General features: G+C 40.2%; 28 protein-coding genes. 21 read left to right on the forward strand and 7 right to left on the reverse strand.

Annotated elements, in window-relative coordinates:
* Positions 1-8: 8 nt before the first annotated feature.
* On the reverse strand, positions 9-551 hold the full coding sequence (locus tag BM378_RS12035) for a TetR/AcrR family transcriptional regulator (protein WP_036967499.1): 543 nt from the start codon (positions 549-551) through the stop codon (positions 9-11).
* 96 nt (positions 552-647) lie between these two features.
* On the opposite strand from BM378_RS12035, the gene BM378_RS12040 reads away from it, so the two are divergent.
* On the forward strand, positions 648-1,124 hold the full coding sequence (locus tag BM378_RS12040) for an HPP family protein (protein ID WP_065978721.1): 477 nt from the start codon (positions 648-650) through the stop codon (positions 1,122-1,124).
* A 28-nt stretch (positions 1,125-1,152) separates the two neighbouring features.
* On the opposite strand, the gene BM378_RS12045 is transcribed toward BM378_RS12040, so the two are convergent.
* Complete coding sequence (locus BM378_RS12045; RefSeq protein ID WP_036967506.1) at positions 1,153-1,530, reverse strand: hypothetical protein; 378 nt, start codon at positions 1,528-1,530, stop codon at positions 1,153-1,155.
* A 150-nt stretch (positions 1,531-1,680) separates the two neighbouring features.
* On the opposite strand from BM378_RS12045, the gene BM378_RS12050 reads away from it, so the two are divergent.
* Complete coding sequence (locus tag BM378_RS12050) at positions 1,681-2,433, forward strand: Nif3-like dinuclear metal center hexameric protein (RefSeq protein ID WP_065978719.1); 753 nt, start codon at positions 1,681-1,683, stop codon at positions 2,431-2,433.
* A gap of 18 nt (positions 2,434-2,451) precedes the next feature.
* On the opposite strand, the gene BM378_RS12055 is transcribed toward BM378_RS12050, so the two are convergent.
* The 3 genes from BM378_RS12055 to BM378_RS12065 form a co-directional block, all read right to left on the reverse strand.
* Positions 2,452-3,216, reverse strand: a complete 765-nt coding sequence (locus BM378_RS12055) for a YdcF family protein (RefSeq protein ID WP_036967513.1) — start codon at positions 3,214-3,216, stop codon at positions 2,452-2,454.
* Between the two features lie 52 nt (positions 3,217-3,268).
* On the reverse strand, positions 3,269-4,156 hold the full coding sequence (locus BM378_RS12060; RefSeq protein WP_036967517.1) for a LysR substrate-binding domain-containing protein: 888 nt from the start codon (positions 4,154-4,156) through the stop codon (positions 3,269-3,271).
* A gap of 959 nt (positions 4,157-5,115) precedes the next feature.
* A complete protein-coding gene (locus tag BM378_RS12065; protein WP_036967520.1) occupies positions 5,116-7,488 on the reverse strand; it encodes a bifunctional diguanylate cyclase/phosphodiesterase in 2,373 nt (790 codons plus the stop codon).
* 191 nt (positions 7,489-7,679) lie between these two features.
* Here BM378_RS12065 and pyrC point away from each other — a divergent pair, with 191 nt between their 5' ends.
* The 10 genes from pyrC to BM378_RS12115 all read left to right on the forward strand — a co-directional run bounded on the left by pyrC (position 7,680) and on the right by BM378_RS12115 (position 16,811).
* Positions 7,680-8,726: a dihydroorotase gene (gene pyrC, locus BM378_RS12070; protein ID WP_074989273.1), complete on the forward strand. Its 1,047-nt coding sequence runs from the start codon at positions 7,680-7,682 to the stop codon at positions 8,724-8,726.
* Positions 8,727-9,056: 330 nt separating this feature from the next.
* A complete protein-coding gene (locus BM378_RS12075; protein ID WP_036967526.1) occupies positions 9,057-9,266 on the forward strand; it encodes a cold-shock protein in 210 nt (69 codons plus the stop codon).
* 422 nt (positions 9,267-9,688) lie between these two features.
* Positions 9,689-10,303, forward strand: a complete 615-nt coding sequence (locus BM378_RS12080) for a response regulator transcription factor (RefSeq protein WP_036967529.1) — start codon at positions 9,689-9,691, stop codon at positions 10,301-10,303.
* 474 nt (positions 10,304-10,777) lie between these two features.
* The gene (locus BM378_RS12085) at positions 10,778-11,548 is read left to right on the forward strand and encodes a DUF3450 domain-containing protein (RefSeq protein ID WP_036967533.1); all 771 of its coding nucleotides are present in this window, start codon (positions 10,778-10,780) and stop codon (positions 11,546-11,548) included.
* A 6-nt stretch (positions 11,549-11,554) separates the two neighbouring features.
* A complete protein-coding gene (locus tag BM378_RS12090) occupies positions 11,555-12,919 on the forward strand; it encodes a MotA/TolQ/ExbB proton channel family protein (protein WP_036967535.1) in 1,365 nt (454 codons plus the stop codon).
* Entirely contained in the window at positions 12,919-13,443 is a 525-nt protein-coding gene (locus BM378_RS12095; RefSeq protein WP_036967538.1) for a MotA/TolQ/ExbB proton channel family protein, read from the forward strand. Before BM378_RS12090 ends, BM378_RS12095 begins: the two co-directional genes overlap by 1 nt.
* A 14-nt stretch (positions 13,444-13,457) precedes the next feature.
* Complete coding sequence (locus tag BM378_RS12100; protein WP_036967540.1) at positions 13,458-13,862, forward strand: ExbD/TolR family protein; 405 nt, start codon at positions 13,458-13,460, stop codon at positions 13,860-13,862.
* Complete coding sequence (locus BM378_RS12105) at positions 13,862-14,479, forward strand: energy transducer TonB (protein WP_036967542.1); 618 nt, start codon at positions 13,862-13,864, stop codon at positions 14,477-14,479. Before BM378_RS12100 ends, BM378_RS12105 begins: the two co-directional genes overlap by 1 nt.
* Positions 14,480-14,490: 11 nt before the next feature.
* Complete coding sequence (locus tag BM378_RS12110; RefSeq protein ID WP_036967545.1) at positions 14,491-15,750, forward strand: tetratricopeptide repeat protein; 1,260 nt, start codon at positions 14,491-14,493, stop codon at positions 15,748-15,750.
* A gap of 56 nt (positions 15,751-15,806) precedes the next feature.
* Entirely contained in the window at positions 15,807-16,811 is a 1,005-nt protein-coding gene (locus BM378_RS12115; protein ID WP_074989274.1) for a hypothetical protein, read from the forward strand.
* Between the two features lie 26 nt (positions 16,812-16,837).
* On the opposite strand, the gene BM378_RS12120 is transcribed toward BM378_RS12115, so the two are convergent.
* Both BM378_RS12120 and BM378_RS12125 read right to left on the reverse strand, forming a co-directional pair.
* Positions 16,838-17,173: a TraR/DksA family transcriptional regulator gene (locus BM378_RS12120; RefSeq protein ID WP_074989275.1), complete on the reverse strand. Its 336-nt coding sequence runs from the start codon at positions 17,171-17,173 to the stop codon at positions 16,838-16,840.
* Positions 17,174-17,224: 51 nt separating this feature from the next.
* The gene (locus BM378_RS12125) at positions 17,225-18,202 is read right to left on the reverse strand and encodes a tRNA-dihydrouridine synthase (RefSeq protein WP_036969164.1); all 978 of its coding nucleotides are present in this window, start codon (positions 18,200-18,202) and stop codon (positions 17,225-17,227) included.
* A 172-nt stretch (positions 18,203-18,374) separates the two neighbouring features.
* Between BM378_RS12125 and BM378_RS12130 the strand changes: the two genes are divergently transcribed.
* The 9 genes from BM378_RS12130 (at position 18,375) to BM378_RS12165 (ending at position 25,842) form a co-directional block, all read left to right on the forward strand.
* The gene (locus BM378_RS12130) at positions 18,375-18,899 is read left to right on the forward strand and encodes an HvfA family oxazolone/thioamide-modified RiPP metallophore (protein WP_074989276.1); all 525 of its coding nucleotides are present in this window, start codon (positions 18,375-18,377) and stop codon (positions 18,897-18,899) included.
* Between the two features lie 54 nt (positions 18,900-18,953).
* Positions 18,954-19,817, forward strand: a complete 864-nt coding sequence (locus tag BM378_RS12135; RefSeq protein ID WP_036967556.1) for an HvfB family MNIO-type RiPP peptide maturase — start codon at positions 18,954-18,956, stop codon at positions 19,815-19,817.
* Positions 19,810-20,568 carry an HvfC family RiPP maturation protein gene (locus BM378_RS12140; RefSeq protein ID WP_227006800.1) on the forward strand — a complete coding sequence of 253 codons (759 nt, stop codon included), beginning with the start codon at positions 19,810-19,812 and terminating at the stop codon, positions 20,566-20,568. The genes BM378_RS12135 and BM378_RS12140 overlap by 8 nt, the downstream gene beginning before the upstream one ends.
* Positions 20,569-20,654: 86 nt before the next feature.
* Positions 20,655-20,777 (forward strand): hypothetical protein, encoded by a 123-nt coding sequence (locus tag BM378_RS20650; RefSeq protein ID WP_256213662.1) that lies wholly within the window; start codon positions 20,655-20,657, stop codon positions 20,775-20,777.
* A gap of 139 nt (positions 20,778-20,916) precedes the next feature.
* Complete coding sequence (gene apt, locus BM378_RS12145) at positions 20,917-21,462, forward strand: adenine phosphoribosyltransferase (protein ID WP_036967559.1); 546 nt, start codon at positions 20,917-20,919, stop codon at positions 21,460-21,462.
* Between the two features lie 3 nt (positions 21,463-21,465).
* Positions 21,466-23,853: a DNA polymerase III subunit gamma/tau gene (gene dnaX / locus BM378_RS12150; protein ID WP_074989277.1), complete on the forward strand. Its 2,388-nt coding sequence runs from the start codon at positions 21,466-21,468 to the stop codon at positions 23,851-23,853.
* 59 nt (positions 23,854-23,912) lie between these two features.
* On the forward strand, positions 23,913-24,239 hold the full coding sequence (locus tag BM378_RS12155; protein WP_036967566.1) for a YbaB/EbfC family nucleoid-associated protein: 327 nt from the start codon (positions 23,913-23,915) through the stop codon (positions 24,237-24,239).
* Between the two features lie 10 nt (positions 24,240-24,249).
* Positions 24,250-24,858 (forward strand): recombination mediator RecR, encoded by a 609-nt coding sequence (gene recR / locus BM378_RS12160; protein ID WP_074989279.1) that lies wholly within the window; start codon positions 24,250-24,252, stop codon positions 24,856-24,858.
* A 399-nt stretch (positions 24,859-25,257) separates the two neighbouring features.
* Positions 25,258-25,842, forward strand: a complete 585-nt coding sequence (locus BM378_RS12165) for a hypothetical protein (protein ID WP_036967572.1) — start codon at positions 25,258-25,260, stop codon at positions 25,840-25,842.
* Positions 25,843-25,854 lie beyond the last annotated feature (12 nt).

Genomic DNA, 25,854 nt, shown 5'->3' on the forward strand with positions numbered 1-25,854 from the left:
TATGGTTTTTAATTTAGCAGGCGAGGGAATTGCTTCATACCAGACACTTTTGCTTGGCAAATCATTCCCTCAGTGAGTGTCATTAAATAGTGGCAAAGAGAATCAATTTTCTCGGCTTTTACGTCTTTACATTCTGACAAACGCTGTTTGATGAGTGAAGAAACAGCGGCTTTATGTGCTTTACATGCAAGGTTGACTGGGCTTTGCGGCGCTGAGTATTCTGCCGCTGCGTTAATGAACATACAGCCATTAAAGTTTCCAAGCTCTGCAACCTTAGAATGAAACCAATCTTCGAAGCTTGTAAATAAACGTTCTTGAAAATCGTGTAATGTCGTTTGTTGGTTGGTGGCGTTCTCAAGCCACGTTATGAATGTAGTATGCCGTTCGTTTAGGCACGCTAAAATTAATTCATCTTTACCTGCAAAATGATGGTACATCGTTTTTTTAGCTACATTTGCTGCACTAATAATTTCATTAATCCCCACGCTGTGAATTCCTTTATCGTAAAACAATTCGAGTGCAGTCAATGTAATGTGTGTTCTTTTATCCATGCTTGCTCCTAGATAGAAATTCTAGCTTGATATAAGTAGACCGAGCTGTCTACTATTTGCAGGTAGACAACTCGGTCTACTTTGAGCAATGGAGATATGATGGACAAAACAATTAACAAAGCGGTTATTGCAGGTGGATTTGCAGCGCTGGCTATTTTTGTACTTGCTTACTTACAGCAACGAGGGGATTTTGGCATATGGTTAATGGCTCCATTTGGAGCGACTGCCGTTTTAGTCTTTGGTGTACCTACAAGTCCACTTGCGCGGGCCAGAAATGTGATTGGTGGTCACCTTATAACGGCGTTTATAGGAGTCTTATTTGTAAATTTTGTTGGTGTCAGTCCTTTTGAGATTGCTATTGCCAGTGGGTTGGCTATTTCATTAATGATGCTAACACGCACAGTGCATCCTGCCGCTGGGGCAAATCCTATTTTAATAATGCAATCGTTGCAAAGCTGGGATTTTTTAGTAATGCCCGTATTAACAGGTACCGTATTTATTGTGCTTTGTGGTTTTGTTTCACAATACTTGATAAATATCTCGATAACTGGGCATAAAAAAACCGCTAATTAGTAGCGGTTTTTTCCCAATGTGTAATTAGTTACACAACACCACGAGGTAAACGACAATCGTGGTCTTTTTCAGCTAGGTTAACAATCCACAGCTCTTCAGCTTTGAAACCATCATCATTCGCTTTCACTACGGTGAATGGTGACTTTTTAACTGACTTAGCTGGCGCAGCGGTTTTAGTTTTGGTTTTTTTTGCCGGTGCTTTTGGTGCTTCTTCTGCTTTAGGCTCAGCTGTTTTACCAGAAGTGAGCTCTTCAGTCAGCGCTGCAACATCAGCAAGGCGCAAATTTTTGCCACCGTCGATGCTATACCAACCAGGTTTTGTTGTGATTTCAGGTTTTTTACCATTCGCTGCTTCATAAGCTGCTTCGAAGGCATTTAACACTTCTGTTTTGTCTAGTTTGCTCATCAGAGACCCTATACGTTGTAAACACAGATTAAGAATATATATTTATACCTATTTTCAGCTTACTTTTCAATTTTTTGCGATTTTCCTTCCATTTTTGACTTATAAACGCCAAAATTTGCACAAATTTAAGGGGTAGAGGACGATTTCTATATGCAACGTAAACAATTTACTCAGTTATTAAACGACATTCTAAAACCCGACTCAATCGCAGATTTTTGCCCGAATGGGCTTCAGGTTGAAGGTGCAAACGAGGTAAAAAAAATAGTGACAGGGGTCACGGCAAGCCAAGCATTGATTGATGCGGCTATTGATCACGGCGCGGATACTATTTTGGTTCACCATGGATATTTTTGGAAAGGTGAGTCTCAGCCAATCACAGGTATGAAAAAACGGCGTGTAGCGGCGTTACTTGCTCATGATATCAACTTATTTGCTTATCATCTGCCATTAGATGTTCATCCCGTCATTGGCAACAATGCGCAACTTGCACACTTATTAGATATTGAACTTAGCGCGGGGCTTGAAGCGGGACCAAACAGCGTCGCAGTAAAAGGATTTTTAAAAACACCTTTAACGGGCAAAGAGTTTGCAGACAAAATTAGCACAGTGCTACACCGTGAACCTTTAACGAGCTTAGTGCGCGATGACAAGATTGAAACCATTGCTTGGTGTACAGGGGGCGGGCAAGGTTATATTGACTTAGCTGCTGCTCAAGGTATTGATGCCTATTTGACAGGTGAAGCATCTGAGCAAACTATTCATAGCTCGCGAGAGCAAGGAATTGATTTTTTCGCTGCAGGTCACCATGCTACTGAGCGATACGGAATAAAAGCACTTGGCGAGCTTTTAGCTGAGCAGCATGGTTTTGATGTTACTTTTATAGATATTGATAACCCTGTTTAATCTAACAGGGTTAAGTGATTACAACGCCTCTGGATCAATCCAGCGGCGTAATTTAATCCACAGACTGCCTACCTTTTCGTGGCTCACTCGTGTAACTGCAACGAGTACATCGGCACTGGGGATAAATTGTTTGTACATGGGAAATTGGCTGTAATCTTTATAATCTGTTGCTGCGGGTATTACCTCGATTCCTTGCGCGTTGAAGAGATCTTTTGCGCGCGGCATATGGCTTGCAGATGTGACTAAAGCACTCTTTTTGTCGACCAAATATATCGCCAGTCTTTTCGCTTCTTCTGCGGTGTCCATCGCAAGCGGGTTTTGTTTGATCCTTGATGCTGCGATACCTAATGTCTTGGCTGTTTCAAACATCAATTGGCTGTTTGTGGTATTGGCAAAGCCACCACCAGAGACAAATAAAATAGCATCCGGGTATTGATGCGCAAGTTTTACACCCTCTAATAAGCGGCTTATAGCACAATCGCCCAGTTGGTTATTAGCAACAAGTTGTGGATGCGGCATGATGGTACAACCTAAAACAACAATGTTATCAATCTGGGAGTGTTGGCGTTTATTAAATTGCCATTGTGGGTTATTACTTGAAGCAATCAGCGTTTGACCAACATAAGGGGTGCTTACAATTAGTAGGCTTAATACACTGATAAACCCTAAATAGAGCGCTTTTCGTCGCTGTGTTATCGCTAGAAATACCATTAGTAATGTTATTATGCCAAGCAACGGGAGTGGCATTAACAATGAGCCAATTATCTTCTTAATTTCAAACATAGTAAATACAAGTGATTGTAAGATATAACGATGTTAGATAGTTTATCTGTGTTTAGCGACCATTATTTAGTTTGCAAGTATTCAAAAAATGACGATATACAGGATTATCTTTCATATTTTTTTTCATTGCTAAGTACATAGGACGTGTAAGACCTAGAGCACCTAATGGAATTGATTTTATCAAGCCTTGGCTTTCATAAGGTGTAACTAACCAGTCTGGTAGCGCAGCAACCCCCATTCCAGCACTAACAAGCTGAAAAATTAATAAGCCTTGGTCAACGGTTTTAAGTGTGCCGTCAAAGCGTGCATTTTGTATAAAATGCTTAAAAATGTCCTGACGTTCACGTGGAATAGGGTATGAAATGATTGTTTCGTTTTTCAGATCCAGGGCGGTCACATAGGCTTTTTTTGCAAGCTCATGATCAGGTGCCACGATTAATTTTAATTTAAAGTCGAATAGATGTGCATATTCGAGCTGATCTGGTTCACGAATATCTGATGTAAGCACAAGATCGAGTTCGTCATTCATTAAATCAGGAATAGCATCGTAGCTAAAACCGCGTTCATAATCGACTTTAATGTCTGGCCAAAAATTATTAAATTCTTTAATTGTCGGCAACAGCCAATGGAAACAGGCGTGACACTCAACACTTAATCTCAAGTTTGATATTGGTTGATTAAGACTCTCTTTTAATCGACATTTTGTGGCTTCTACCCGAGGAAGCACCTCGTTGGCTAATTCAAGTAAGAGCATGCCCTGCGGTGTGAAACGAACCGGTTGTGTTTTCCGTTCGAATAACTGGCAGTCGAGTTTATTTTCGAGATCTTTAATCTGATGTGATAACGCTGATTGCGTTAAGAAGAGTTCTCGGGCTGTATTAACTAAAGAACCGGTCTCTTTAAGTGTCGCAATTGTTTTAAGGTGCTTTATATCAATCATCTTTAAAAAATCTCATGAAAAATGTGAGTCAAACTCAGATTACAAACATACTACGCTTTCGTTTATATTTTTTCAACGTCTAGACGTCTAAAATAGCGTTGTTTTTTACTGCATGTTTACAATAACCTTTCTAAACAATAAATGACAGCGTTGTCAGTTTGTTTTTTTACACTTGCTGCGATATTTCCATGAATTTACCTCAAGTTTATAAGTGGCGAATTTAGCAGTCATAGGAAAAGCGACAAAAAAGAGAAAACTCAATAAAGGTATCCCCAGTGCCGCCAGTGCCAAATTTAGCTTTTGAAGCCTAAAAATGTGAACTAGGCATAAGGTGTACTCAGGTATAAAGGTAGACTTAAGGTATAGAGTGAGAAAGATTAATGTGCTGTGTAGAGGGGAGTGGCATGTATATATTGCTCAATAGAGGGCTCTTTGTTCAGTGTTAGCAAGTTATATTAACACCGATATAAAAAAGTATACGTTGAGTCATCCCGTTGCTAGCAAGGCGTTTAATTTATACCAATCCGCAAAAATACTTAATCATTTTGAGTGATCAAACCAGTCGCTACCTGCGTTAAAAATTTCTGATTTAAAACAACTAAATAACTAAATTTTTGCCTTGTTATCAACGCGGTTTTATTGCCTCAAAATAGACCACTTAATTAAGCGGAATGGTATTAGTGGCAATAAATGTGAGGTAAGAAAACCGCGTCGGTAGCAAGCACATTGTGTTATGTAGCTGTGTTATTTGTGTTTGGTAATCGCCTTTGCATTGCTGTAACTCCTGCACCTATGGAGGCGTTAATCAGACATCCTTAACGCTGTGTATGTCAGGTTTAATGCCTGAAAATGATTGCGTATGGTTGCTAAAGGTTATTACAGCAAGCTTATCAATAAACAAATCCGTCTTTTTACAGTAAGGTCGTTTTTTTCATGGCTTATAAAGGCGAGTATGCTTTTTATAAGCCATGTAAAATAACGTTTTTAGCATCCTTTGCCGGCATTGGCCTTGCTTTTAAAAAGCCTTGACCAAATTTACACGGTGTTTGTTTTAAGATGGCTAGCTGTTGCTCAGTTTCAATTCCTTCTGCAACCACATCAAGCTGTAATGATTGTGCTAAAGATAATATGGCATCTATTAATGGGTTATGTGATTTTGTAATATGATCAATAAAGCTCTTATCAATTTTTAAGATATGAATCGGTAATTGGTGTAAATAGCCTAGGGCAGAGTAACCTGTCCCAAAGTCATCTAAGCAAAGTTTTACTTCAAGGGGCGCTAACCCTTTTATTATTTTAGTTGCGAGTTCTAAATTACCTATTAGCCCTGATTCTGTAATTTCTAGACAGAGTGACCCTAACGGAAGTTGATACTTTTTATATAAAGCATGCATTTGGGCTACAAAATCAAGACTCGCAAAGTGTCTAGACGAGACATTAACAGTGACTCTGGTAAAGGGAAGTCCGTGTTGATACCAATGTGAAATTTGCTGAGCTGCTAAGTCGAGTAAATGCAGGTCTAAGTTGATGATTTGCCCTGTATCTTCTGCAACGGGGATAAAATCATTCGGTGCTACAAACCCTTTGGTTGGATGGTGCCAGCGTACCAATGCTTCAAAGCCAATGACCTGTGCCTCTTGAATTGTAAAAATTGGTTGATAATACAGTTCAAATTCATTGTGTTCGATGCCATGCTGTAAATCATTTTCGATATCGGCATGGGTTTTTAGCTTTTTACGCATTGTGTTATTAAAAAACTTTACGTGTCCACGCCCTGAAGATTTAGCTTCGTACATGGCTGCATCAGCATGTTGCAATAATTTGTAAGCTTTGTCGTTTTCACTTTCACAAAATGCAACGCCAATACTGGTAGAAGCCTGTAATAAGTGGCCGTCAATATTGAGGGGATCAGCTAGTGCAGTTTGAATTCGCTCTAGGGCATCATTTATTTGCTGCTTATCGGTTATATTCTCCATAAAAATCGCAAATTCGTCTCCCCCTAAACGGGCAAAAGTATCTGTGTTACGAATGGTGCCTTGAATTAATTCACAAATTCTCACTAAAAAATGGTCACCCACTTCATGACCTAATGAGTCATTAATACTTTTAAACCGATCAAAATCTAAGTACAACAACGCATGTTGGGTCTCTTTATTCGCACGTGCTAAACGCAATATGCCGTGTTTTATGCGTTCAATTAATAATGAACGGTTTGCTAACCCTGTTAGTTCATCATGTAATGCACGGTGCTCTAATTCTTGACGTGATAATTGACGGTCAATAGCCATGCTAATTTGGCGACTTACATAGGTAAGAAGCGCGCGATCATGCTCACTGTAGTGATAACGATCACTGTAGCTTTGCACCGCAATGACCCCGCTAATTCTGTCATTTACTTTAAAAGGAACACCTAACCATGACTCGGCTTGCCGACCCACCATTTTAAAATGGCCTGCATCAATATGTTGCTGGAATTCTTCCTTATTGAATAATAGAGATTGCTCTGTTGTGAGCAGATAATAGGAAGCCGTGTCTTTTAATAGATCCTTAGAGATTTTTTTGTGTGCGTTAGAACGCACTCCTTCTTCGATAATATAAACGATATCGAGCACATCACATTTTTTGTCATAAAGCCCGATGAAAAAGTTATCAGCCCTGAGTAGCGTGGTAATAATGGCATGAAGTGACTCGAAAAAGCTGTCGAGTTCGCTAGATTGATAGGTAAGATTGGCTATCTGTAGCATACAATTTTCAAGTTTTTGCGCATCGTTTAACTGATTAACAGTTTGCTTTAAGTTTTTAACGGTTCTGACTTGGTCGATTTTTGCACTGAGTAAATGGGCAACCGTTGATAAAATCTCAAGGTGAGCATCGTTATAGTAATGTTTTTGCGGATGCTCGCAGTCAATGACCCCTAAGATTTTTTCTTTATAAACCAGCGGCACACATAATTCAGACAGGGCGGGGCGCGCATCTGCGATATAACGTTTTTCGTGTCTTACATCGCCTATCATTAAAGGTTTGCCAGTGGATGCAACATACCCGGTTATACCCTGATCAAAACTAATTTCTGTGCGGTCAATGTAATAAGAGTTATCACCGCTATTTGTTTTACCCATCGAAGCAACTTCTTTGAGGGTACGTGCTTCATCATCTGCTAAGTAAATGACACACTCAATGAACCCGAGTCTGTTTACAACATGTGATGTGACGTACTCAAGTAGCTCTTCTATGGTGTCTAACTGCATCAACGATGATGAAAACTGATTAATGATATGCAACTGATCTGTTTTGACTTCAAGTGCACTCGCGGTATCTAAATGTTTAGGCATAATAAAGAAAAATGAGCCAAATAATCTGTTAATTAATTACGTTAACCTACTATCAATATATCCACAAAGTTATTTTCAAAAAAAACTGAAACTGGTGTAAACTACGCACCTGAATATAAACGAAAGTAAGTCAATTAGTGATTTAACCTCGTTTAAGCTATCCCTCTAACTCTTAGCCGTGGAAACCAGCAATGTCAGATTTAAATACGATTCAAACCCTCACCATTACACGACCAGACGATTGGCATATTCATTTACGCGACGGTGATCAATTGGTCGATACTGTCCGTGATGCAAGCCGCTACATGGGTCGTGCGATTATTATGCCTAATCTTGTTCCACCGGCTACCTGTACCGATAGTGCATTGGCGTATTATGAGCGTATTAAAGCGGCTGGCCCACAGGGTGATTTTGAACCACTAATGGTGCTTTATCTCACTGATAAAACGAGCCCAGAAGAGATAAAAAAAGCAAAAGCAACAGGAAAAATTGTTGCTGCAAAGCTTTACCCTGCAGGTGCGACAACAAACTCTGACTCGGGTGTTACATCAATTAAGAATATTTACCCAGTTCTAGAAGCGATGCAAGACGTCGGTATGTTATTACTTGTTCATGGTGAAGTGACCGATTCATCGATAGATATATTTGACCGTGAAAAAGTGTTTTTAGAAACCATTCTTGCCGATGTTGTGAATGATTTCCCAAGCTTGAAAATTGTCCTTGAGCATATCACCACAAAAGATGCGGTAGAGTTTGTTAATAGTGCACCAGATAATGTTGCTGCAACAATTACAGCTCATCACCTTTTATACAATCGTAACCATATGTTGGCAGGCGGCATTCGTCCACATTATTACTGTTTACCTATACTGAAGCGCAATATCCATCAGCAAGCGCTGATTGCGGCGGCGACAAGTGGCAGTAAAAAGTTTTTCTTGGGAACCGACTCTGCACCGCATTATAAAGATAAGAAAGAGGCAGCTTGCGGTTGTGCGGGTGCTTATACCGCACATGCAGCGATTGAACTCTATGCAGAAGCGTTTGAGGAAGCGGGAGCTTTAGATAAGCTAGAAGGCTTTGCGAGTCATTATGGCCCTGACTTTTACGGCTTGCCGCGCAATTGCGATATCATCACGTTAGTGAAAGAAAGTTGGACAGTGCCTGCTACTTATAAATTAGGCGATTCGCAGGTAGTGCCTATTAAGGCCGAAGCGCAAATGGACTGGCAAGTAAAGTAAGATAAATTAAAGAAATAAAAGCCCATCAAAGTTGATGGGCTTTTTTCATTGTAATTTTAATTGTTTAGAAATACGCCTGTCATATTTTTAAAACCGAAGGTTGACCTTAAAATAATTTTCGATTAATAGAGCTAAAAGACATTTATTGTGTTAGTCTTAAGTTGCTTTGAGTTTTTGCGTATTGAATTTACGGATAATGTGCGGCTTGTACGGTTACCGGTTGGTTATTAGTTCTTCCTGTACTTTACCCCAAGTTTATTGGGCATTCACTCAGGGAGGATAGAGCCATTATGGCTGAATTTTAATAATTGACTTACAGGAAAATTTGGTATGTCAAACACGGTTACTGGTAAAGTTAAGTTCTTCAACGAAGCTAAAGGCTTTGGTTTTATTGAACAAGAAAATGGTCCTGACGTATTCGTACATTTCAGTGCTATCACAGGTACAGGCTTCCGCACTCTTAGCGAAGGCCAACAAGTATCTTTCGGCATCAAACAAGGTCAAAAAGGCCCTGAAGCTGAGAACGTAGAAGTAGCATAATTTTTTATGTGAAACTTAGTACATTTTGGTGAAACAGTTTCTGTTTCACCAAAATTCATTCTTAATAAACACACTTCCTCTGCATAATTTAATCAATTACTTCCTATGTACCGAAATTATATTCCTCCAAAGGCATTAATTTAGGTTTTTTATATCAGCCATTCGGCTATATTCCTTAAAAGCTACTCTCCATAACTAAAGTATTATATGCTTTGCGCAGGATCTATTTAATGTGACATTGATAGTTGTGTAATTTGGTAGTTTTAATCACTCAAGTTACGATTTCAAACTGGCGATAATAAGTTTGAAGATATTTTCAACAATCTGAAAATTTCCCGCTAAACTTAGTACAACTCGAACGTAGAAAAAATACTGAGTAATTCATACTTGTTTGATAAAATATAATGAAGGTTTGCTAATTGATGAGCATAGGAAACAATATTCTGCTGGTAGACGATCACCCGATGGTGGCAACAGCAATTAAAATGGTGCTAGCGAAGTCAACTCTCGTAAACGAAGTTCAAGCTGTTGCAAGTCAAAAGGAGGCGCTGCAGTTTTTAAAGAATAATAATGTTGCACTAGCGATTCTAGATATTGAACTGGAAGACTCCGATGGCTTTAGTTTATACAAGCGAGCTGTCAGTGGTGGTTTTACTGGGAAAGTGTTGTTTTTGTCAGCTAAGCAAGACAAACACATTATTCGTACCGCTGCTAAATTAGGTGCACAAGGCTTCGTTAATAAAGCAGAAAGTTTAGAAGACATTTCGTCAGCTGTTGAAATGATTTTGCGAGGTTACACGTTTTTTCCACAAGACCACTTAGTGGCCTGTGAAAAAGACATTGATGAGCTGCTTACTGAGCGTGAACTTGCGGTAATGAATTATTTATTGCAAGGACTATCCAATAAAGATATCGGTGAGAAGCTATTTATTAGCAATAAAACAGTGAGCACCTATAAAGCAAAGATTTTTGAAAAGCTTGAGGTTGACTCAATAATATCGTTGGCAAAGCTTGTAAAAGATCGCGCGGTATTCTAACCAATTTCTTGATGACACATAACACGCTCACTGTATTCATCCTTCCAGTCGGAAGGGTGAATTGCCTGCTTATTGAACATTAATCTCTTTTTAATGCATAAAAATTCTTCAAAACCGTTTTGTTCGAAAAAAAAGAGATTTTTTTTTTCACTTATCTTTACCTATTTAAACTTTTATTAAATGTTACATTTATGTTTAAGTTTGAATCTAATCTGAACGGAATGATTGCCAATCAAGGGTTATAGAACCTTAACGCGAACACCTCTGTTATATTTTTGTTAATTCATTGTTTTGGCTATTTTCATAGCAACGACGAGTGACCAAATTTTTCCGATGAAACCCGAACATCAAGTTGACAGACTCTAATGCATTTAGCATTATTGGAGGGTTGATATCTATTAAAAGATATCAGGGTTGTCCTCTTCGGAGGATAATTAAATTATAAAAGTAACATTACTTAATTGGTTGGGAACTATGTCTGTTAAAATCAGAAAGAGTCTTGTAGCATCTGCGTTGGTTGGCGCTTTTGCATTTGCAAGCAGCAATGTGATTGCAGATCCTTTGAAAGATGTGCAAGATGCAGGTCAACAAATTCAAAAGGCTGCTGTTAAGTCTCAAACTAAAATTGACAATGTATATGGTCAAACTCAAGAGCTAATCGCTGAGTACCGTAGCGTTGTTGATGAAACTGAGCTAATGAAGGTTTATAACGATCACGTAGCACGTTTGGTCGCTGACCAAAACGCTTCTATCGAATCGTTTGACCGTCAAATCGCAACAATCGATAACACGAAACAAAACGTTGTGCCTTTGATGTATCGCATGATCGATACGCTTGAGCAATTCATCAAAGCGGACGTTCCGTTTAATCTTGAAAACCGTCTAGCACGTGTTGAAAGACTTCGTGACATCATGGCGTCAGCATCAGTTACTACATCTGAAAAATTCCGCCAAGTTCTTGAAGCTTACACTGTTGAAACTGCGTACAGCTCAGCTGTAACTGCTGCTCAAGGTACTCTTGAGATCGATGGTAAGAGCATCAACGTTGACTTCGGTCGTTTAGGTCGTATTACTTACGTAGCTCAGTCTTTTGACCTTAAGCACGCGTGGGTATGGGATAACAACACTAAACAGTGGAAAGAATTAGGTGAAGAATACCTAAAACCTGTTAAAGAAGTTATTCGTATGGCGCGTAAACAAGCGACATTAGAACTTGTTAAACTACCAATCTTTGGCGCGGAGTAATCAATAATGAAGAAACTATTTAAAGGTTTTGCTGTTGCAGCAGTACTATCTGTTTCTGCAGGTACCGCGCTTAATGCACATGCAAACACTGATGCTTTAGACAAAATTCTTGAGCAAGTTAAGCAAGAACGTATCTCTGAAGGTAAATTAAATAAGCAACGTGAACAAGAGTTCCTTTCAGCTCGCGCTGACAAGCAAGCGTTACTTAACAAAGCGAAAAGTGACCTAGCTGCTGAAAAAGCGCGTGGTGACCGTTTAGCTAAAGAATATGCTCAAAACGAAAATACTTTAGCTGAGAAAGAGCAAGCTCTTTTAAATGCACAAGGTACGTTAGGTGAGATGTTCGGTGTTGTACGTCGTGCAGCAGCTGATGCAATCGGTTCAATCGAAGCATCACTTGTTTCTGCTGAAAAGCCAGGACGTGCTGAAGTACTTCGCTCATTAGCTGCAGCGAAAGAGCTTCCAACAGTTCGCGAATTAGAAGAGCTTTGGATTTCACTTCAAACTGAAATGACTGAGTCTGCAAAAGTTTCAACATTTGAAACTGAAGTTGCTGGTCTTGACGGTTCATCTTCTGTGAAAAAAGTAACGCGTATCGGTAACTTTAACTTAGTAACTGATGATGGTTATTTAATTTACTCTCCAGAAACGAAAGCAATCCAACCTCTAGGTAAGCAACCTGATAGCTACATCCTAGCGGGTATTAGCGATTTAGAAAATACATCTGCTGACAACTATGCTGGCGTATACATCGACCCGACTCGTGGCGCGATCTTACGTATCAATACGCAGAAAAAATCGTTAATGGAATACTATGAGCAAGGTGCTGAAGTTGGTTATATCATCACAGTATTACTACTTGTTGGTCTACTAATCTTCGTAGTACGTTTCGTTGATCTTGCGCTTACTAGCACTAAGATTAAGAGCCAGCTTAAAAACCTTTCTACTCCGAATACAAACAACCCACTGGGTCGTATTCTTAAGGTTTATGCTGACAACAAGAATCAAGACGTTGAAAACCTTGAGCTTAAACTTGACGAAGCTATCCTACGTGAAACGCCTCGCATCGAAGCTGGTATCAACATCATCAAGATCTTGGCAGCAATCGCACCATTACTTGGTCTACTAGGTACGGTAATCGGTATGATTCTTACGTTCCAAACAATCACATTGTTCGGTACGGGCGATCCGAAGATCATGGCTGGTAATATCTCTCTAGCACTTGTAACTACAGCGTTAGGTCTAATTGCAGCTCTACCACTTATCCTACTTCACTCAATTGTTGCTGGTCGTAGTAAGTCGGTTTTACATGTCCTTGATGAGCAAAGCGCTGGTATCATCGCAGCTCACGCGGAGAAGGAGAAAGCCTAATGCTAGTCCTGATGGAGATCTGGGAATCTATCAGGGATTTTGTTGGCACAGGCGGCCAGGTTTTATACGTGGTCGCGATAGCACTCTTTCTTATGTGGGTTTTAATGATTGAGCGCTATTGGTTCCTACTAGCTGAGTTTCCTCGTATGACGAAGGATATTGTAGCTCAGTGGGATGCCCGCCAAGACACTACGTCTTGGTACGCACACAGAATCCGTGAAGCATGGATTTCTGAAGCGTCTGAAAAATTAGATCAGCGTATGTTGTTGATTAAGACATTGGTAGCTATTTGTCCTTTAATCGGTTTATTAGGTACTGTAACGGGTATGATCGCGGTTTTCGAAACCATGGCTACTCAAGGTACTGGTAACGCACGTTTAATGGCATCAGGTATTTCAATGGCAACAATCCCAACAATGGCTGGAATGGTTGCGGCACTATCTGGAGTATTCTTCAGCTCACGCCTTGAAGCGAGAGCAAGAATGGCGAAAGCTAAACTTGTAGATAGCATGCCTCATCACTAGAGAGAGAATTAAATATGGCACGTAAACAACGTTTTCGTGAAGAAGAAGAAGCAGCGGTTGACATGACGCCAATGCTTGACATCGTATTTATCATGCTTATTTTCTTTATCGTAACTACATCGTTCGTTAAAGAGGCTGGTATCGAAGTCAATAAACCTAAGGCAGCCCAAGCTACGAAGCAAAAAAATGCAAATATTTTTGTTGCTATTCGTGCTGACGGTGCGATCTGGATTGATAAACAACAAGTAGACGTTGAACGTGTTTCAGCTAAACTTGAAAGTTTATTAGCAGAACAACCTACTGAAGTTGTAATTTTGCAAGCTGATAAAGAAGCAAAACACGGCGTAGTAGTTAAAGTTATGGACCAGATCAAAGCGACGGGTGATAACCTTAAAATTTCAATAGCTGGAGATCAGTAATGATTCGTTTTCTGTTTTCACTGATTGCAGGTGGGGCAGTTACTTTCGGCTTGTTCTACTTCATGGCGTACCTCATCTCCGGTGGAGCTGATCGTGCGACTGAACAAAAAGAACAGATTGTAGTCGAAATTATGACGAATCCGCCTGAATCTAAGGTGCAGGAGAGGAAGCGTGTTCCGCCTCCGCCTCCGCCACCGCCAAAGCAGCCGCCTAAGCCGCAGCCGCCTCAGCCGGAAAACAGCAACCCTAACACTGGTGGTTTGTCATTTAATATGCCAAGCATCGATGTGGGTGGCACAGCTGGAGGCCTAAGTGGTCCAGGTGCATTTGGACGTGATGGTGATGCGACACCTATCGTTCGTATTGAACCAAAATACCCTACGCAAGCAGCGCGTGACGGTAAAGAAGGTTGGGTTCAACTTTCATTTACTATCAATGAAGTAGGTGGTGTAGAAGATGTTGAAGTGATCGACGCTGATCCAAAACGTATCTTTGACCGCGAAGCTAAACGTGCACTTCGTAAGTGGAAATACCGTCCGAAAATCATCGATGGTAAACCACAAAAACAATTTGGTCTTCAAGTACAACTAGACTTTAAACTTAACCAAGGCAACTAAGGAGGCGAGTAATGAGAAATTTATCTAAAGTAACAGCACTTGCGCTTCTTATGACTCTTTCAGGTGTGGTTTTCACTGCACCTGCTTTAGCAGCGCCAGATTACGCGAAGATTGAAGCGCGTAAAAAAGCAAAAACTAAAGTAATGGGTGAGCGCGTTGGTAAGAAAGTTATTAAAGCATTCGACCTGTACAATGAAGAGAAGCTTGATGAAGCGATTGCATTACTTAAAGAAATTGATCCATCGGATGAGTTTGATAAGGCAACTGTTGATCGCTACCTAGGTCAAATGTACGCTCAAAAAGAGCAGTATAAACTGGCTATCAAGCATGTCGCAGCGGCGGTGAAACCTGATGTATTAAACTTTGCTGACCAATCGCAAGGCTTAAAACTATTAGGTGACATGTACGCGGGTACTGAGCAATACGCAAAAGCAAAAGATGCGTATTACGCTTGGATGGACTTCACAGGTGAAGAAGACGACAAAGTTTACACTCGTATTGCGCAAGCAAACTATGAGTTAAAACAGTTTAACGACGTTCTTCCAGCTGCAAACAAAGCAATCAAATTGGCGGAGGAGCCTTCTAAAGCTTCTTACCAATTAAAGCTAGCTGCCTATTTTGAACTTAAACAGTACAAAAACATGGTAGAAGTAGCGGAAGAGATTGTTCGTGTTTGGCCTGAAGACAAAAAAGCCTGGGTTGGTTTAGGTAAATACTACCTTCAAACTGAAGACTTCAAGAAAGGTCTAGCGACCATGGAAGTTGCCTATAAAAATGGCTATTTTGAAAACGAAGTTGAATACAAAGTACTTTCTAACTTTTACTCGTTAAACGAAATTCCTTACAAAGCAGCTATTGTGCTTGAAAAGGCAATTAACGAAGAAAAAGTGGTTCGTAACAAGCAAAATATCAGTGCAGTGGCATCTAACTATCACCGCTCAAAAGATATTGAGAAAGCAGCTAAGTACTATGAAGAAGCGGCTAAATTTGATGACGATGCAGAGCTTTATCGCAAAGCAGGTTCATTACTTTTACAATCGCAAAATTATGGTGCAGCCGTTGTTCGTTTGAACAAGGCATTAGAGTTAGGTTCTGATAAAACGGGATCTATCTATACAGACTTAGCTGAAGCTTATTACTACCAAGAAAAGTATAAGCAAGCGTATGCTGCTATTACAAAAGCAATGGATGATCCGCGCACGCGCAAATTTGCGAAGAGCTGGTCGACCTACATCAAAGATAAAGCCGCTCGCAACGGTGTAAAAATCTAATTGATGTTGTTTTAAAATAAAAAGCCCCTCTGGGGCTTTTTTTATGGAATTTTATTATGATAAGACAGATCGTTTTGTTGTTATTAGTCAGTGTCATGTTATCTGCTTGCAGTGAGCAAAGTGATCGCTTTAGCACGTATACCGAAGGACAACAGCAAATTGGCAATATAAATAATCTTTTATCAACCCAGCTAGACAATGGTGGCAAAACATATTGGCCATTTTCTGAAGCGTACTTACAGGCTCGTCATCTTGCTTACCAAGGCTTAGCAAATGTTGAGTTGAGTGATTCACAGCAAGCGCAGTTAAATTATTTAATTATTGCGCAGCGATATCCAGAACGATTTTTTGTATGGCCCGTACAGCGTGATGTGATAAGTAATGCTATAAAGCAAGATGATTACACACCGGAAGCGCTCGGCAAGTGGATAGAGCGAGTAGAAACAAAACTCATAGAGGCTGAGCAAAGTAATTTAAGGCTTAATAAGCTTGAGCTAAAGTTGTTACGCAGTATGGTGATATCTCACCTCGATAATAATAATGAAAATGTCGTGATGGCACTAACGAAGCTTAATCAATATTTAGCGCAATACAAGCCTCGAACAAAACTGGGGTTAGTTGGGCTTGCGAATGGTAAGGATTGGTATCAAAGTAAACTTAATTATTTTGCCAATACAACAAAGCCACCCTTGTCTTGGTTAAGTGAGATTCAGCACTTACTAAAAGAAAAGCCCACAGTCGATTTGTCATTACCTGTTTTTTCATCACATAACAAGCCACTCGTGTTGCAGTATTTAGAGGACGGCGATTTACATGCTGGGCTTGACTGGCAATTAGATTTCATTGATGTCAAACAAAGTAAACGTCAATTGAATCAAGATGAACAATACTTTTGGTCTGTAATGATGGAAACCGATTTAGGGATTCATTATCACACTTGGAATGTGCAACAAGCACGGGTAAATTTAATGAAGCGTTTAAGTGTTAATCAGCAGCAGGCTGATTGGCTAATCGAAGATATTGTACTTTATCCTGCAATGAGCTTTATTTTTGCGCGTTAACTAGGTTATCTATTCAACACTGCGCTTTAAGGAGCGCAGTGTCGGCAGCGTTGGCTTGCAGGGTCTGCAATTAAACGCTCATTATCAATTTTTTCCTCACAGTCACAGCAATAACCATATTGACCAATATCAATTTGGCACAGTGCTGCTTCGAGTTTTTCTAACCGAGATATCAATATTTGAAATTCGGGTCCGAGATTATTCGCTGTCATTTCTAACCAAACAGAAGGCGGGTTATCCTTAAGTTGCGAGAGTAGTTGCTGATGGTGACCTTGATTAGAACTAGCCAACATATCAAGTAAACGTTGTCTAACCTGCGCCAGTTCCGCAGATAGCTTTGTTTGGATTTCAGTATTGTTCATCGCGTTTGTTCCAAGTGGGCAATACTTTAATTATCCAACAAAAGCGATCCATTAGTTATGATTTGCATCAAAACTAGGCGCTTTGGCATACTTTCTTAGTACATTTGCAACGTCATCTTTCGCTTTTAAACGTCTAATTTCATCAAAAAGTGTATGTGCTTGTGGGTATTGGCGTTTCAGATAACCAAGCCACTGCTTGGTGCGAGAAGCAAAATATTTTTCACACTTACTCTCGTCTTGGTGCATTGATGAGTGAATAATGTGGTAAATAACATGTTCCCATTGCAGTGGAGTATATGTTTCATTGTTTACATGCGCTTTAATTTGAATTGCGAGATCTGGCATTGCCAAGGCGCCTCTGCCAAGCATTAAGTTTTGACATTGACTACGAATTTGGCACAGCATTGCGTCTTCGACTTGCCATATTTCACCATTAGCCACTACAGCAATATCTTTATTTTTAATTAATGGCGGGATTTTTTCCCAGTATGCAGGAGGGTTGTAGCCATCACGTTTTGTTCTTGCATGGATAGCGAGGCTAGATGCACCCGCGCTGACTACCGCATCAACGATTTCTTGGCTGTTACTATCATCATCAAAACCCAGTCTAATTTTAGCGCTTACTTGATGTTTGCTATCTACAGCATCGCGAACCGTTTTAATGATGTCGTACATATGCTCCGGATCTTTCAATAATACTGCGCCGCCTTTACTTTTATTGACCGTTTTTGCGGGGCAACCAAAATTTAGGTCAATACCGTGTGAACCTAAGCTAATCGCCTTTACAGCATTTTCAGCTAATGCATCTGCAACCTGACCAAGTAGCTGAATTCTCACTGGTGTTCCAGAACGGGTGTAGCCATCTGTTTTTAATTCAGGGCAGTAGCGATGAAATACACGTTCTGGAAGTGTTGCATCAACAACACGCACAAATTCAGTCACGCATAAATCAAACCCACCTATGTCAGTAAGAAGCTGTCTCATTTTAAAATCGACAACGCCTTCCATTGGTGCTAAAACTAGTTGCATAATACCATTAAACTTAATGAAAAATTGGACGCGTATTTTACCTGCAATTAGCAACTTGATAAATCGTAATTTGCTTTGTAGGGCGATTTACTAAAATAATTGCATAAATATGAAATTAATTTTTAATCGTCGGGTCTTGTTTAATATACCTTATAAAAAAGAGAGTCATCGTATGAACACAGTTAAGAAAAACTCAATTGCATTAACATTAGGTGCCGTTGTTGTGGGTGCATCAAGCTTTGTAGCCACAGATGTAAATGCAAACCCATTTGAGTTCCAACAAATGCAAGCGGGTTACCAGCTTGATGCTGCTGAAGGCAAATGTGGCGAAGGTAAATGCGGTGCCGAGAAAAAGGCAGAAAAAGAAGGCAAATGCGGCGAAGGTAAATGCGGTGCCGAGAAAAAGGCTGAAAAAGAAGGTAAGTGCGGCGAAGGTAAATGCGGCGCTGACAAAAAAGCAGCCAAAGAAGGTAAGTGTGGCGAAGGTAAGTGCGGCGCTGACAAAATGGCATCTAAAAAAACAGCCAAAGAAGGCAAGTGCGGTGAAGGAAAATGCGGCGCTGACAAAATGACATCTAAAAAAGCAGCCAAAGAAGGCAAGTGTGGCGAAGGTAAATGTGGCGCTGACAAAAAGGAATCTAAAAAAGCTGCTAAAGAAGGTAAATGTGGTGAAGGTAAGTGTGGTTCAAACCACTAAGCTTTTACTTAGCGAGTAAAAGGGCCATTTAGGCCCTTTTTAGTAGGAGATGATATGTCATTTGAATCGACCTTGGATTTTGGCCAAATTGGTTTAGGACTTCGACGTGAAATGCTTGATGATATGCTCGCAGATGTTCCAAAGCCAATTGATTTTTTAGAAGTGGCACCAGAAAACTGGTTGAAGCTAGGCGGTCGTTTTGCTAAACAGTTTAAGCAACTTACAGAGCAACATGCATTTATTTGTCATGGTTTATCGTTATCAATCGGCTCACCCGCCGCGCTGGATGTCGAGTTTGTAAAATCATTAAAAGCCTTTTTTAAAGAGCATAACATACGCTTGTTTAGTGAACATTTAAGCTATTGTTCGGGAGAGGGTCATATGTATGATTTAATGCCAATTCCTTTTACTGAAGAAGCTATTAAACATGTTGTTTCACGTATTAAACAGGTTCAAGATATTTTAGAGCAGACTATCGCTATCGAAAATGTGTCGTACTATGCGGCTCCAGGCCAAGAAATGACGGAGCTTGAATTCACAAAAGCGATACTTGAAGAAGCAGATTGCCAACTCTTACTCGATGTTAATAATATCTATGTAAACTCAATAAATCATGGCTACGATGCAACGCATTTTTTAATGGGCTTGCCTAGCCATCGAATAGCGTATGGACATGTTGCGGGGCATTATACTGAAGCTGAGGATTTATTAGTCGACACGCATGGCTCACCCGTTATAGACCCTGTTTGGCAGCTGCTAGAAAAGGCGTATGATGTGCACGGTGTGTTTCCAACACTGCTTGAGCGTGACTTTAATATACCGCCAATGAATGAGCTTCTTGCTGAGCTGGCAATTATTAATAACTTACAACGAGCAGCTTTAAAAACAAATCAACCAACGGTGAAACAAAGTGCCTAGTCATTTTATTGAAGTCCAACAGCAATTTATGGCGCATATCCGTGATCCTGCTCACAACGCAAAACCAGCTGATGTTGAAGAGCGACGAATGGCGATTTATCGTGACTTATTTTTCAATAATGTTGATGGTTTTGTAAGTTCAGCATTTCCTGTTTTAAAAAGTTTGTATAAAGAAGATGATTGGCAACAAAGAGTGCGGCAGTTTTTTAGTAAACATGATTGCAGTTCCCCGTTTTTTTTAGACATTGCAGGAGAGTTTTTACAGTTTCTTGCTGGCAGCTACACAAAGCAAAAAAACGATCCGCCATTTATCCTCGAATTAGCCCATTATGAATGGGTTGAACTCGATGTATCGGTGTCACATCAAGGTAGTCATGAAATAAATTTAGAAGCTAACCAAGTTGCGCGTGCAGGTTTATATTTAACCAGTTTGGCTCGTAATTTAAGTTATCTTTACCCAGTACATACAATCAGTCAGGATCATCAACCTACAGTGCCTGCCAGCGAACCCTATTATTTTGTTGTGTATCGCGATAACAACGATGAGGTACAATTTCTCTCAACAAATGCAATGACCGCTTTATTGTTAAGTATTATCGAATCACAACCCGGTATTGATTTAGCTGAGGTATGTCAGCAGGTTGCAAAACATGCTCCACAATTTACATTAGAACAGCTGTATCAAGGAGCATTAAGTACACTGAGTTCAATGGCTGAACGAGGCGTCATTGTCACTCAGCGAGCACCTTAAAAAACAGCATAAACGCTTTATTGATGTAAGCACTTCGACTATTATGTGCGCTTTGTTTTATCGTGCTTAATAGAAAGGTAGTAATTATGTCGAATGATAAAGACTTTAAAGATCCGTTCAACGCAACGTATTTTATTGCGTTCCTAGCAGTGTTTGCTGGTATTGGTTGCCTTAACGCTATCCTAGGCTGGATCACCGCTTTATCTTAATATGCGTATGCAAATTTAAGACATCAGGCTGCATTATGCAGCCTTTTTTGTGCTTATTTCAAAACTTGCTACCGACTTTTAAATAAGGCGATGTTATACTCGCAAGCTTTGTTATATTAACTATTGAGCAGTATAAATTATGACTCAAGCAACTTCAGCGCTCATTAAACAGAGCATTGCAACTATCGCTGATTACCCTAAGCCAGGTATTATGTTTCGTGACGTAACAACCTTAATGGCAAACGCAGACGCTTTTAAAGCAACAATTGATAGCTTTATTTCTGCGTACAAAGATCAAGGATTTACTAAAATCATTGGTACAGAATCACGTGGCTTTATTTTTGGTGCACCCCTATCTTATGCGCTGGGTATTCCGTTTATTCCTGTGCGTAAACCAGGCAAGCTTCCGCGTGAAGTCATTTCGCAAAATTACCAATTAGAGTATGGTGAAGATACACTTGAACTTCATACTGATGCTATCGTTGCAGGTGATAAAGTGTTATTAGTAGATGACCTACTCGCGACAGGCGGCACAATTGAAGCAACGGCTAAACTTGTTGCTAAATTAGGTGGTCATGCAACCGATGCTGCTTTCGTTGTTTCATTACCAGAGCTTGGTGGAGAGCAGCGTGTTGCACAAATGGGCATTAAAATTCTAAAGTTGGTTGAATTCGAAGGCGAATAATTAATGAGTTATCAGGTTCTAGCAAGGAAATGGCGACCACAAACCTTTCACGAGTTAGTGGGACAGTCTCATGTTAAGCAAGCGTTAGTGAATGCATTAACACAAAACAGACTTCATCATGCTTATCTCTTTACTGGAACCCGTGGGGTGGGTAAAACAACCATCGCACGTATATTTGCTAAAAGTCTAAACTGCGATAAAGGAATTTCTGCAGAACCTTGTGGTCAATGCTCAAGCTGTACCGACATTGAAGCGGGTCGCTATATTGATTTATTAGAAATCGATGCGGCATCGCGTACCAAGGTAGAAGACACCCGTGAAATCCTTGATAACGTGCAATATGCACCAACGCGAGGTCGTTATAAGGTTTACCTTATCGATGAAGTTCACATGCTTTCAAAGCACAGTTTCAATGCGCTACTTAAAACATTGGAAGAGCCGCCAGAGCATGTGAAATTTTTATTAGCCACGACCGACCCACAAAAACTGCCAGTGACAATTCTATCGCGCTGTTTACAGTTTAATTTAAACGCGTTATCACAATCAGAAATTCATGATCAACTTGCTCATGTTCTTAATCAAGAACAATTAAGCTTTGATGATAAATCGTTGTCTATCCTTGCTAAAGCCGCCGATGGCAGTATGCGAGACGCCTTAAGCTTAACCGATCAGGCTATTGCACAGACAAACGGTAATATTAATCATCAAGCTGTTCAAACCATGCTTGGTTTGATGGATACACATTACAGTCAAACCATGTTAGCAGCGGTTTTATGCCAAGATGGTGATGCACTTCTGGCCGAAGTGAAAGCGGTTGTCAGTCGAAACCCAAATTTTGTCGCCTTATTGGATGATTTAATTGCACTTACTCACCTTATTCAGCTTGTGCAATTAGTCCCCAGTGCCGCTGCACTTGATGAGACTAACCGCGACTTTATTGAGCAGGTTGCACAAACAACCGATGCTCAACAAATGCAAGTGTATTACCAGTTGCTGTTAAATGGTAAAAAAGATTTGCAATGGGCGCCGGATGCAAAACTAGGGTTTGAAATGATCATGTTGCGTTTGTTGGCATTCCAACCGACACAATTTGCGCAAAGCCAAACACCGACAAATAGTCAACAGCAGCTGAAACCAAGTGGTGCAGGTGCACTACGTGATATCTTAAAAAAATCATCAGCTCAGCGTGAACAAGCAGCATCCGAGCAAACGTCTACGGCAGTAAACCAAGCATCTTTGCAGCCACAGCCAATAAAAGCCGAGCCTACGGTTGCACAAGCGGCAGCACCACAGATTGATCTAAAACCTGAACAACAAGTCGATAATACAGCTGAGCAGTCACAACAACCTAGTCAATCTTTTGATACGTCAGGGAGTTCTGATAAACAGTCAGCGGCTTCTTTGTATCAACAAAATAGTACCGATACGCCTGATATGCCAGCGACAGAATACTATGATGATTACGATGCTCAAATGGACTCATCGCTTGCAGCGCAATATGATGATGTGATGAGTAGCGCTTATGATCAGGGTTTTATTGCTAACGAGCCAGATGTGCAACCACTGCCGCAGGCAGAGCAAACAGCGCCTGTGCAATTACAACAGCAGCAAAGCTTGGCTCAATCGGCAATTGCACGTATTTTAAAAGATCGTAATATTTCTGGTGCAGGGCTTTTAAGCGGTGCTGCAAGTCAAACTGACATAAAGCCAGAGCCCGCGGAATCGACAGTACATGAGCCAACGCAACATGGTTCAGCATCAACGAATTTTCAACCTCAGCAGCAAACAGTGGCTGCTGATGTAAAAAAGCCAAGCCCCCAGCCGACGGGGGAGAGCAGCCATAAAGTAAAAAAAGTCGACTTTAAAGCAAAGCATCAAACCATAACAGAAAATTTAGCCCCTGAGTTGCTTGAGCAGATTAATCCACAAAAAGCACCGGAGCCTGTAGCAGAAGAGCCTAGTATTCCTGTTCCTGATGATTTTGAAAGCCCGATCAGCAGTATTAAATTTGCACACGAACAAGATGAATGGGCTTATTTAATAAAACGTATGGGACTAGGTGGGCGTATGCGTCAATTTGCGCTACATTCTATTTTCACAAAGAATGATCGTCAGCTTCATATTGAAGTCGACTCTTCACAACGTCACCTCGACAGCGCCGTACTAAGACAAAAGCTCAACGCAGCGTTAAGCGAGATTTATGGCCATAATGTAGAGCTCAATATCGACTTTGCAGATGGGGTGATAGATTCGCCTTATTTGATTCAGCAAAAGATTGATGCAGGCCGTCATCAACAAGCAATAGATGTAATAAATAGCGATGAGAACATTGTGCAATTTCAACAATTATTTAGCGCAATAATCGACGAAAACAGTATCCAGGCATTGTAATTACACACAATAGCCCTTATCTTCATGCCAATTAAAGTAGTTTAGAAAGAGAGACAGTTATGTTTAAAGGTGGAATGGGTAACATGATGAAGCAAGCGCAGCAAATGCAAGAGCGCATGCAAAAAGCCCAAGAAGAAATCGCAAACCTAGAAGTTGTAGGTGAAGCAGGTGCAGGCCTAGTTAAAGTAACGATGCTAGGTAACCACAATGTACGTCGTGTAGAGCTTGACGAAAGCCTAATGGAAGACGACAAAGATATGATCGAAGATTTACTTGCAGCAGCATGTAATGACGCTGTACGCCGTGTTGCCGAAGAAACACAAGAGCGCATGAGCAAAGTAACTGGCGGTATGCAATTACCACCAGGTATGAAAATGCCATTCTAAGTGAACATTTATGCAACTATCGCCTAGTTTAACACAGTTAATTGAAGCACTGCGCTGCCAACCGGGTATTGGCCCGAAGTCAGCACAGCGTATTGCTTTTCATTTACTTGAACGCGACCGCCAAGGGGGTAAACAACTTGGCCACGCACTCACAAAAGCAATGGATGAAGTAGGGCACTGTCAGTCTTGTCGTACCTTCACAGAGCAGGCTGTATGCGATATTTGTTCAAGTGTTAAACGCCAAGATAGTGGTTTATTGTGTGTGGTTGAATCGCCAACCGATGTACTTGCTATTGAACAAACCGGACAATATCAAGGTCTTTACTTCGTTTTAATGGGTCACTTGTCACCAATTGATGGCATAGGCCCCAAAGAAATCGGACTTGATATCCTAGAAAGTAAACTGCAAAACGGCGGCATTAATGAGGTGATCCTCGCAACCAACCCAAGTGTTGAAGGTGAAACCACAGCCCATTATATTGCAGAGCTTTGTCACAAATACCAAGTGAATGCTTCACGCATTGCTCATGGTGTGCCAGTTGGTGGTGAGCTTGACTTGCTTGATGGCATGACCCTAATGCATGCCTTTAGCGGGCGACGCGCAGTAAATCAAAACTAATACCCAAAACGGTATCAAAAGCCTGCTTAATGCAGGCTTTTTTGTGTTTGGCTCATCATGCACTTCAATAGGTAATTTTGACCATAAGAGCTTCACAGGCACTCAGATGAAGTATTCAAAAAGGTCTTGAGGCTAATTAATGGATGGAAAAGAGATATATTTAAAAACATCTATGAAAAGATGGAAGATGTTGCATAACAAAAGAGTAACTATAATACTGTTGGGTGGGTTGAATCTTTAATGTTTAGCACGCGATTTAATCGGTTTAAAATTTGATGCGGTATAAAAATGTTGTTTTTTAGTTATTTTTCGTAGAAATGGATTTATTAATTTGTTACTAATGTGTAAAGGTTGAATTTTAACCTTTATTAAAATTAATATAACAACAAGGAAGCAAGGATGAGAAAACTAGCATTAATTTCAACATTGACACTTACAGGTTTATTGAGTGGGTGCGGGCCTTCTTATGAATATGATGGCTTGTACCAAGATGGGAATTACGTTTCTGCAGAGCACAGTGTGAGCTTCTGTACAGTGAGAAAAGGGGGAGAGAGCATTTCATGGATAGTTGATCAAGCAAGAAAAAATACTGCAATTGAAACCAGCCTCTCAGAAGTGAAGCAAATTGATTTGGAATCTCTAAGGAGCTTTGTATTAAAACATAGCCTTGAAGGCGATCTTAGGTTGACACTTGGAACATCAATTGGGGATTGGAAGAAACTTGGCTATAAACCTTTTGAGTATCCATGTTTAAGTGATGATAATGTATTGAATTTCACGCAGCATGTTAAATCACCTTATGGGAAAAAGACCAAAGAAGATATAACTGAATTAACAATGTCCAATGAAAACTTTGAAAAAATTCAGGAATATTTGAAAACGTATGAAGATGTTGATGTATATGGTTTAGTTTGGGAAGCGGTATCAGGTCGAGCAGTAGATAAGGGCTGGGTATTCAAAATAAAAAGTAATCAAACCGAATAATCTTAAAAATTT

Source organism: Pseudoalteromonas lipolytica (assembly GCF_900116435.1).
GTDB classification, from domain to species: Bacteria; Pseudomonadota; Gammaproteobacteria; order Enterobacterales; family Alteromonadaceae; genus Pseudoalteromonas; species Pseudoalteromonas lipolytica.

Coding starts and splice junctions, on each gene's coding strand:
- pyrC (WP_074989273.1), top strand. CDS start 7,680: ATGTCAGATTTAAATACGATTCAAACCCTCACCATTACACGACCAGAC.
- BM378_RS12040 (WP_065978721.1), top strand. CDS start 648: ATGATGGACAAAACAATTAACAAAGCGGTTATTGCAGGTGGATTTGCA.
- BM378_RS12080 (WP_036967529.1), top strand. CDS start 9,689: ATGAGCATAGGAAACAATATTCTGCTGGTAGACGATCACCCGATGGTG.
- BM378_RS12075 (WP_036967526.1), top strand. CDS start 9,057: ATGTCAAACACGGTTACTGGTAAAGTTAAGTTCTTCAACGAAGCTAAA.
- BM378_RS12060 (WP_036967517.1), bottom strand. CDS start 4,156: ATGATTGATATAAAGCACCTTAAAACAATTGCGACACTTAAAGAGACC.
- BM378_RS12100 (WP_036967540.1), top strand. CDS start 13,458: ATGGCACGTAAACAACGTTTTCGTGAAGAAGAAGAAGCAGCGGTTGAC.
- BM378_RS12035 (WP_036967499.1), bottom strand. CDS start 551: ATGGATAAAAGAACACACATTACATTGACTGCACTCGAATTGTTTTAC.
- BM378_RS12135 (WP_036967556.1), top strand. CDS start 18,954: ATGTCATTTGAATCGACCTTGGATTTTGGCCAAATTGGTTTAGGACTT.
- BM378_RS12045 (WP_036967506.1), bottom strand. CDS start 1,530: ATGAGCAAACTAGACAAAACAGAAGTGTTAAATGCCTTCGAAGCAGCT.
- BM378_RS12105 (WP_036967542.1), top strand. CDS start 13,862: ATGATTCGTTTTCTGTTTTCACTGATTGCAGGTGGGGCAGTTACTTTC.
- BM378_RS12125 (WP_036969164.1), bottom strand. CDS start 18,202: ATGCAACTAGTTTTAGCACCAATGGAAGGCGTTGTCGATTTTAAAATG.
- BM378_RS12055 (WP_036967513.1), bottom strand. CDS start 3,216: ATGTTTGAAATTAAGAAGATAATTGGCTCATTGTTAATGCCACTCCCG.
- BM378_RS12165 (WP_036967572.1), top strand. CDS start 25,258: ATGAGAAAACTAGCATTAATTTCAACATTGACACTTACAGGTTTATTG.
- BM378_RS12065 (WP_036967520.1), bottom strand. CDS start 7,488: ATGCCTAAACATTTAGATACCGCGAGTGCACTTGAAGTCAAAACAGAT.
- recR (WP_074989279.1), top strand. CDS start 24,250: ATGCAACTATCGCCTAGTTTAACACAGTTAATTGAAGCACTGCGCTGC.
- BM378_RS12090 (WP_036967535.1), top strand. CDS start 11,555: ATGAAGAAACTATTTAAAGGTTTTGCTGTTGCAGCAGTACTATCTGTT.
- BM378_RS12155 (WP_036967566.1), top strand. CDS start 23,913: ATGTTTAAAGGTGGAATGGGTAACATGATGAAGCAAGCGCAGCAAATG.
- BM378_RS12095 (WP_036967538.1), top strand. CDS start 12,919: ATGCTAGTCCTGATGGAGATCTGGGAATCTATCAGGGATTTTGTTGGC.
- BM378_RS12115 (WP_074989274.1), top strand. CDS start 15,807: ATGATAAGACAGATCGTTTTGTTGTTATTAGTCAGTGTCATGTTATCT.
- BM378_RS12050 (WP_065978719.1), top strand. CDS start 1,681: ATGCAACGTAAACAATTTACTCAGTTATTAAACGACATTCTAAAACCC.
- BM378_RS20650 (WP_256213662.1), top strand. CDS start 20,655: ATGTCGAATGATAAAGACTTTAAAGATCCGTTCAACGCAACGTATTTT.
- BM378_RS12085 (WP_036967533.1), top strand. CDS start 10,778: ATGTCTGTTAAAATCAGAAAGAGTCTTGTAGCATCTGCGTTGGTTGGC.
- BM378_RS12110 (WP_036967545.1), top strand. CDS start 14,491: ATGAGAAATTTATCTAAAGTAACAGCACTTGCGCTTCTTATGACTCTT.
- BM378_RS12120 (WP_074989275.1), bottom strand. CDS start 17,173: ATGAACAATACTGAAATCCAAACAAAGCTATCTGCGGAACTGGCGCAG.
- apt (WP_036967559.1), top strand. CDS start 20,917: ATGACTCAAGCAACTTCAGCGCTCATTAAACAGAGCATTGCAACTATC.
- BM378_RS12130 (WP_074989276.1), top strand. CDS start 18,375: ATGAACACAGTTAAGAAAAACTCAATTGCATTAACATTAGGTGCCGTT.
- dnaX (WP_074989277.1), top strand. CDS start 21,466: ATGAGTTATCAGGTTCTAGCAAGGAAATGGCGACCACAAACCTTTCAC.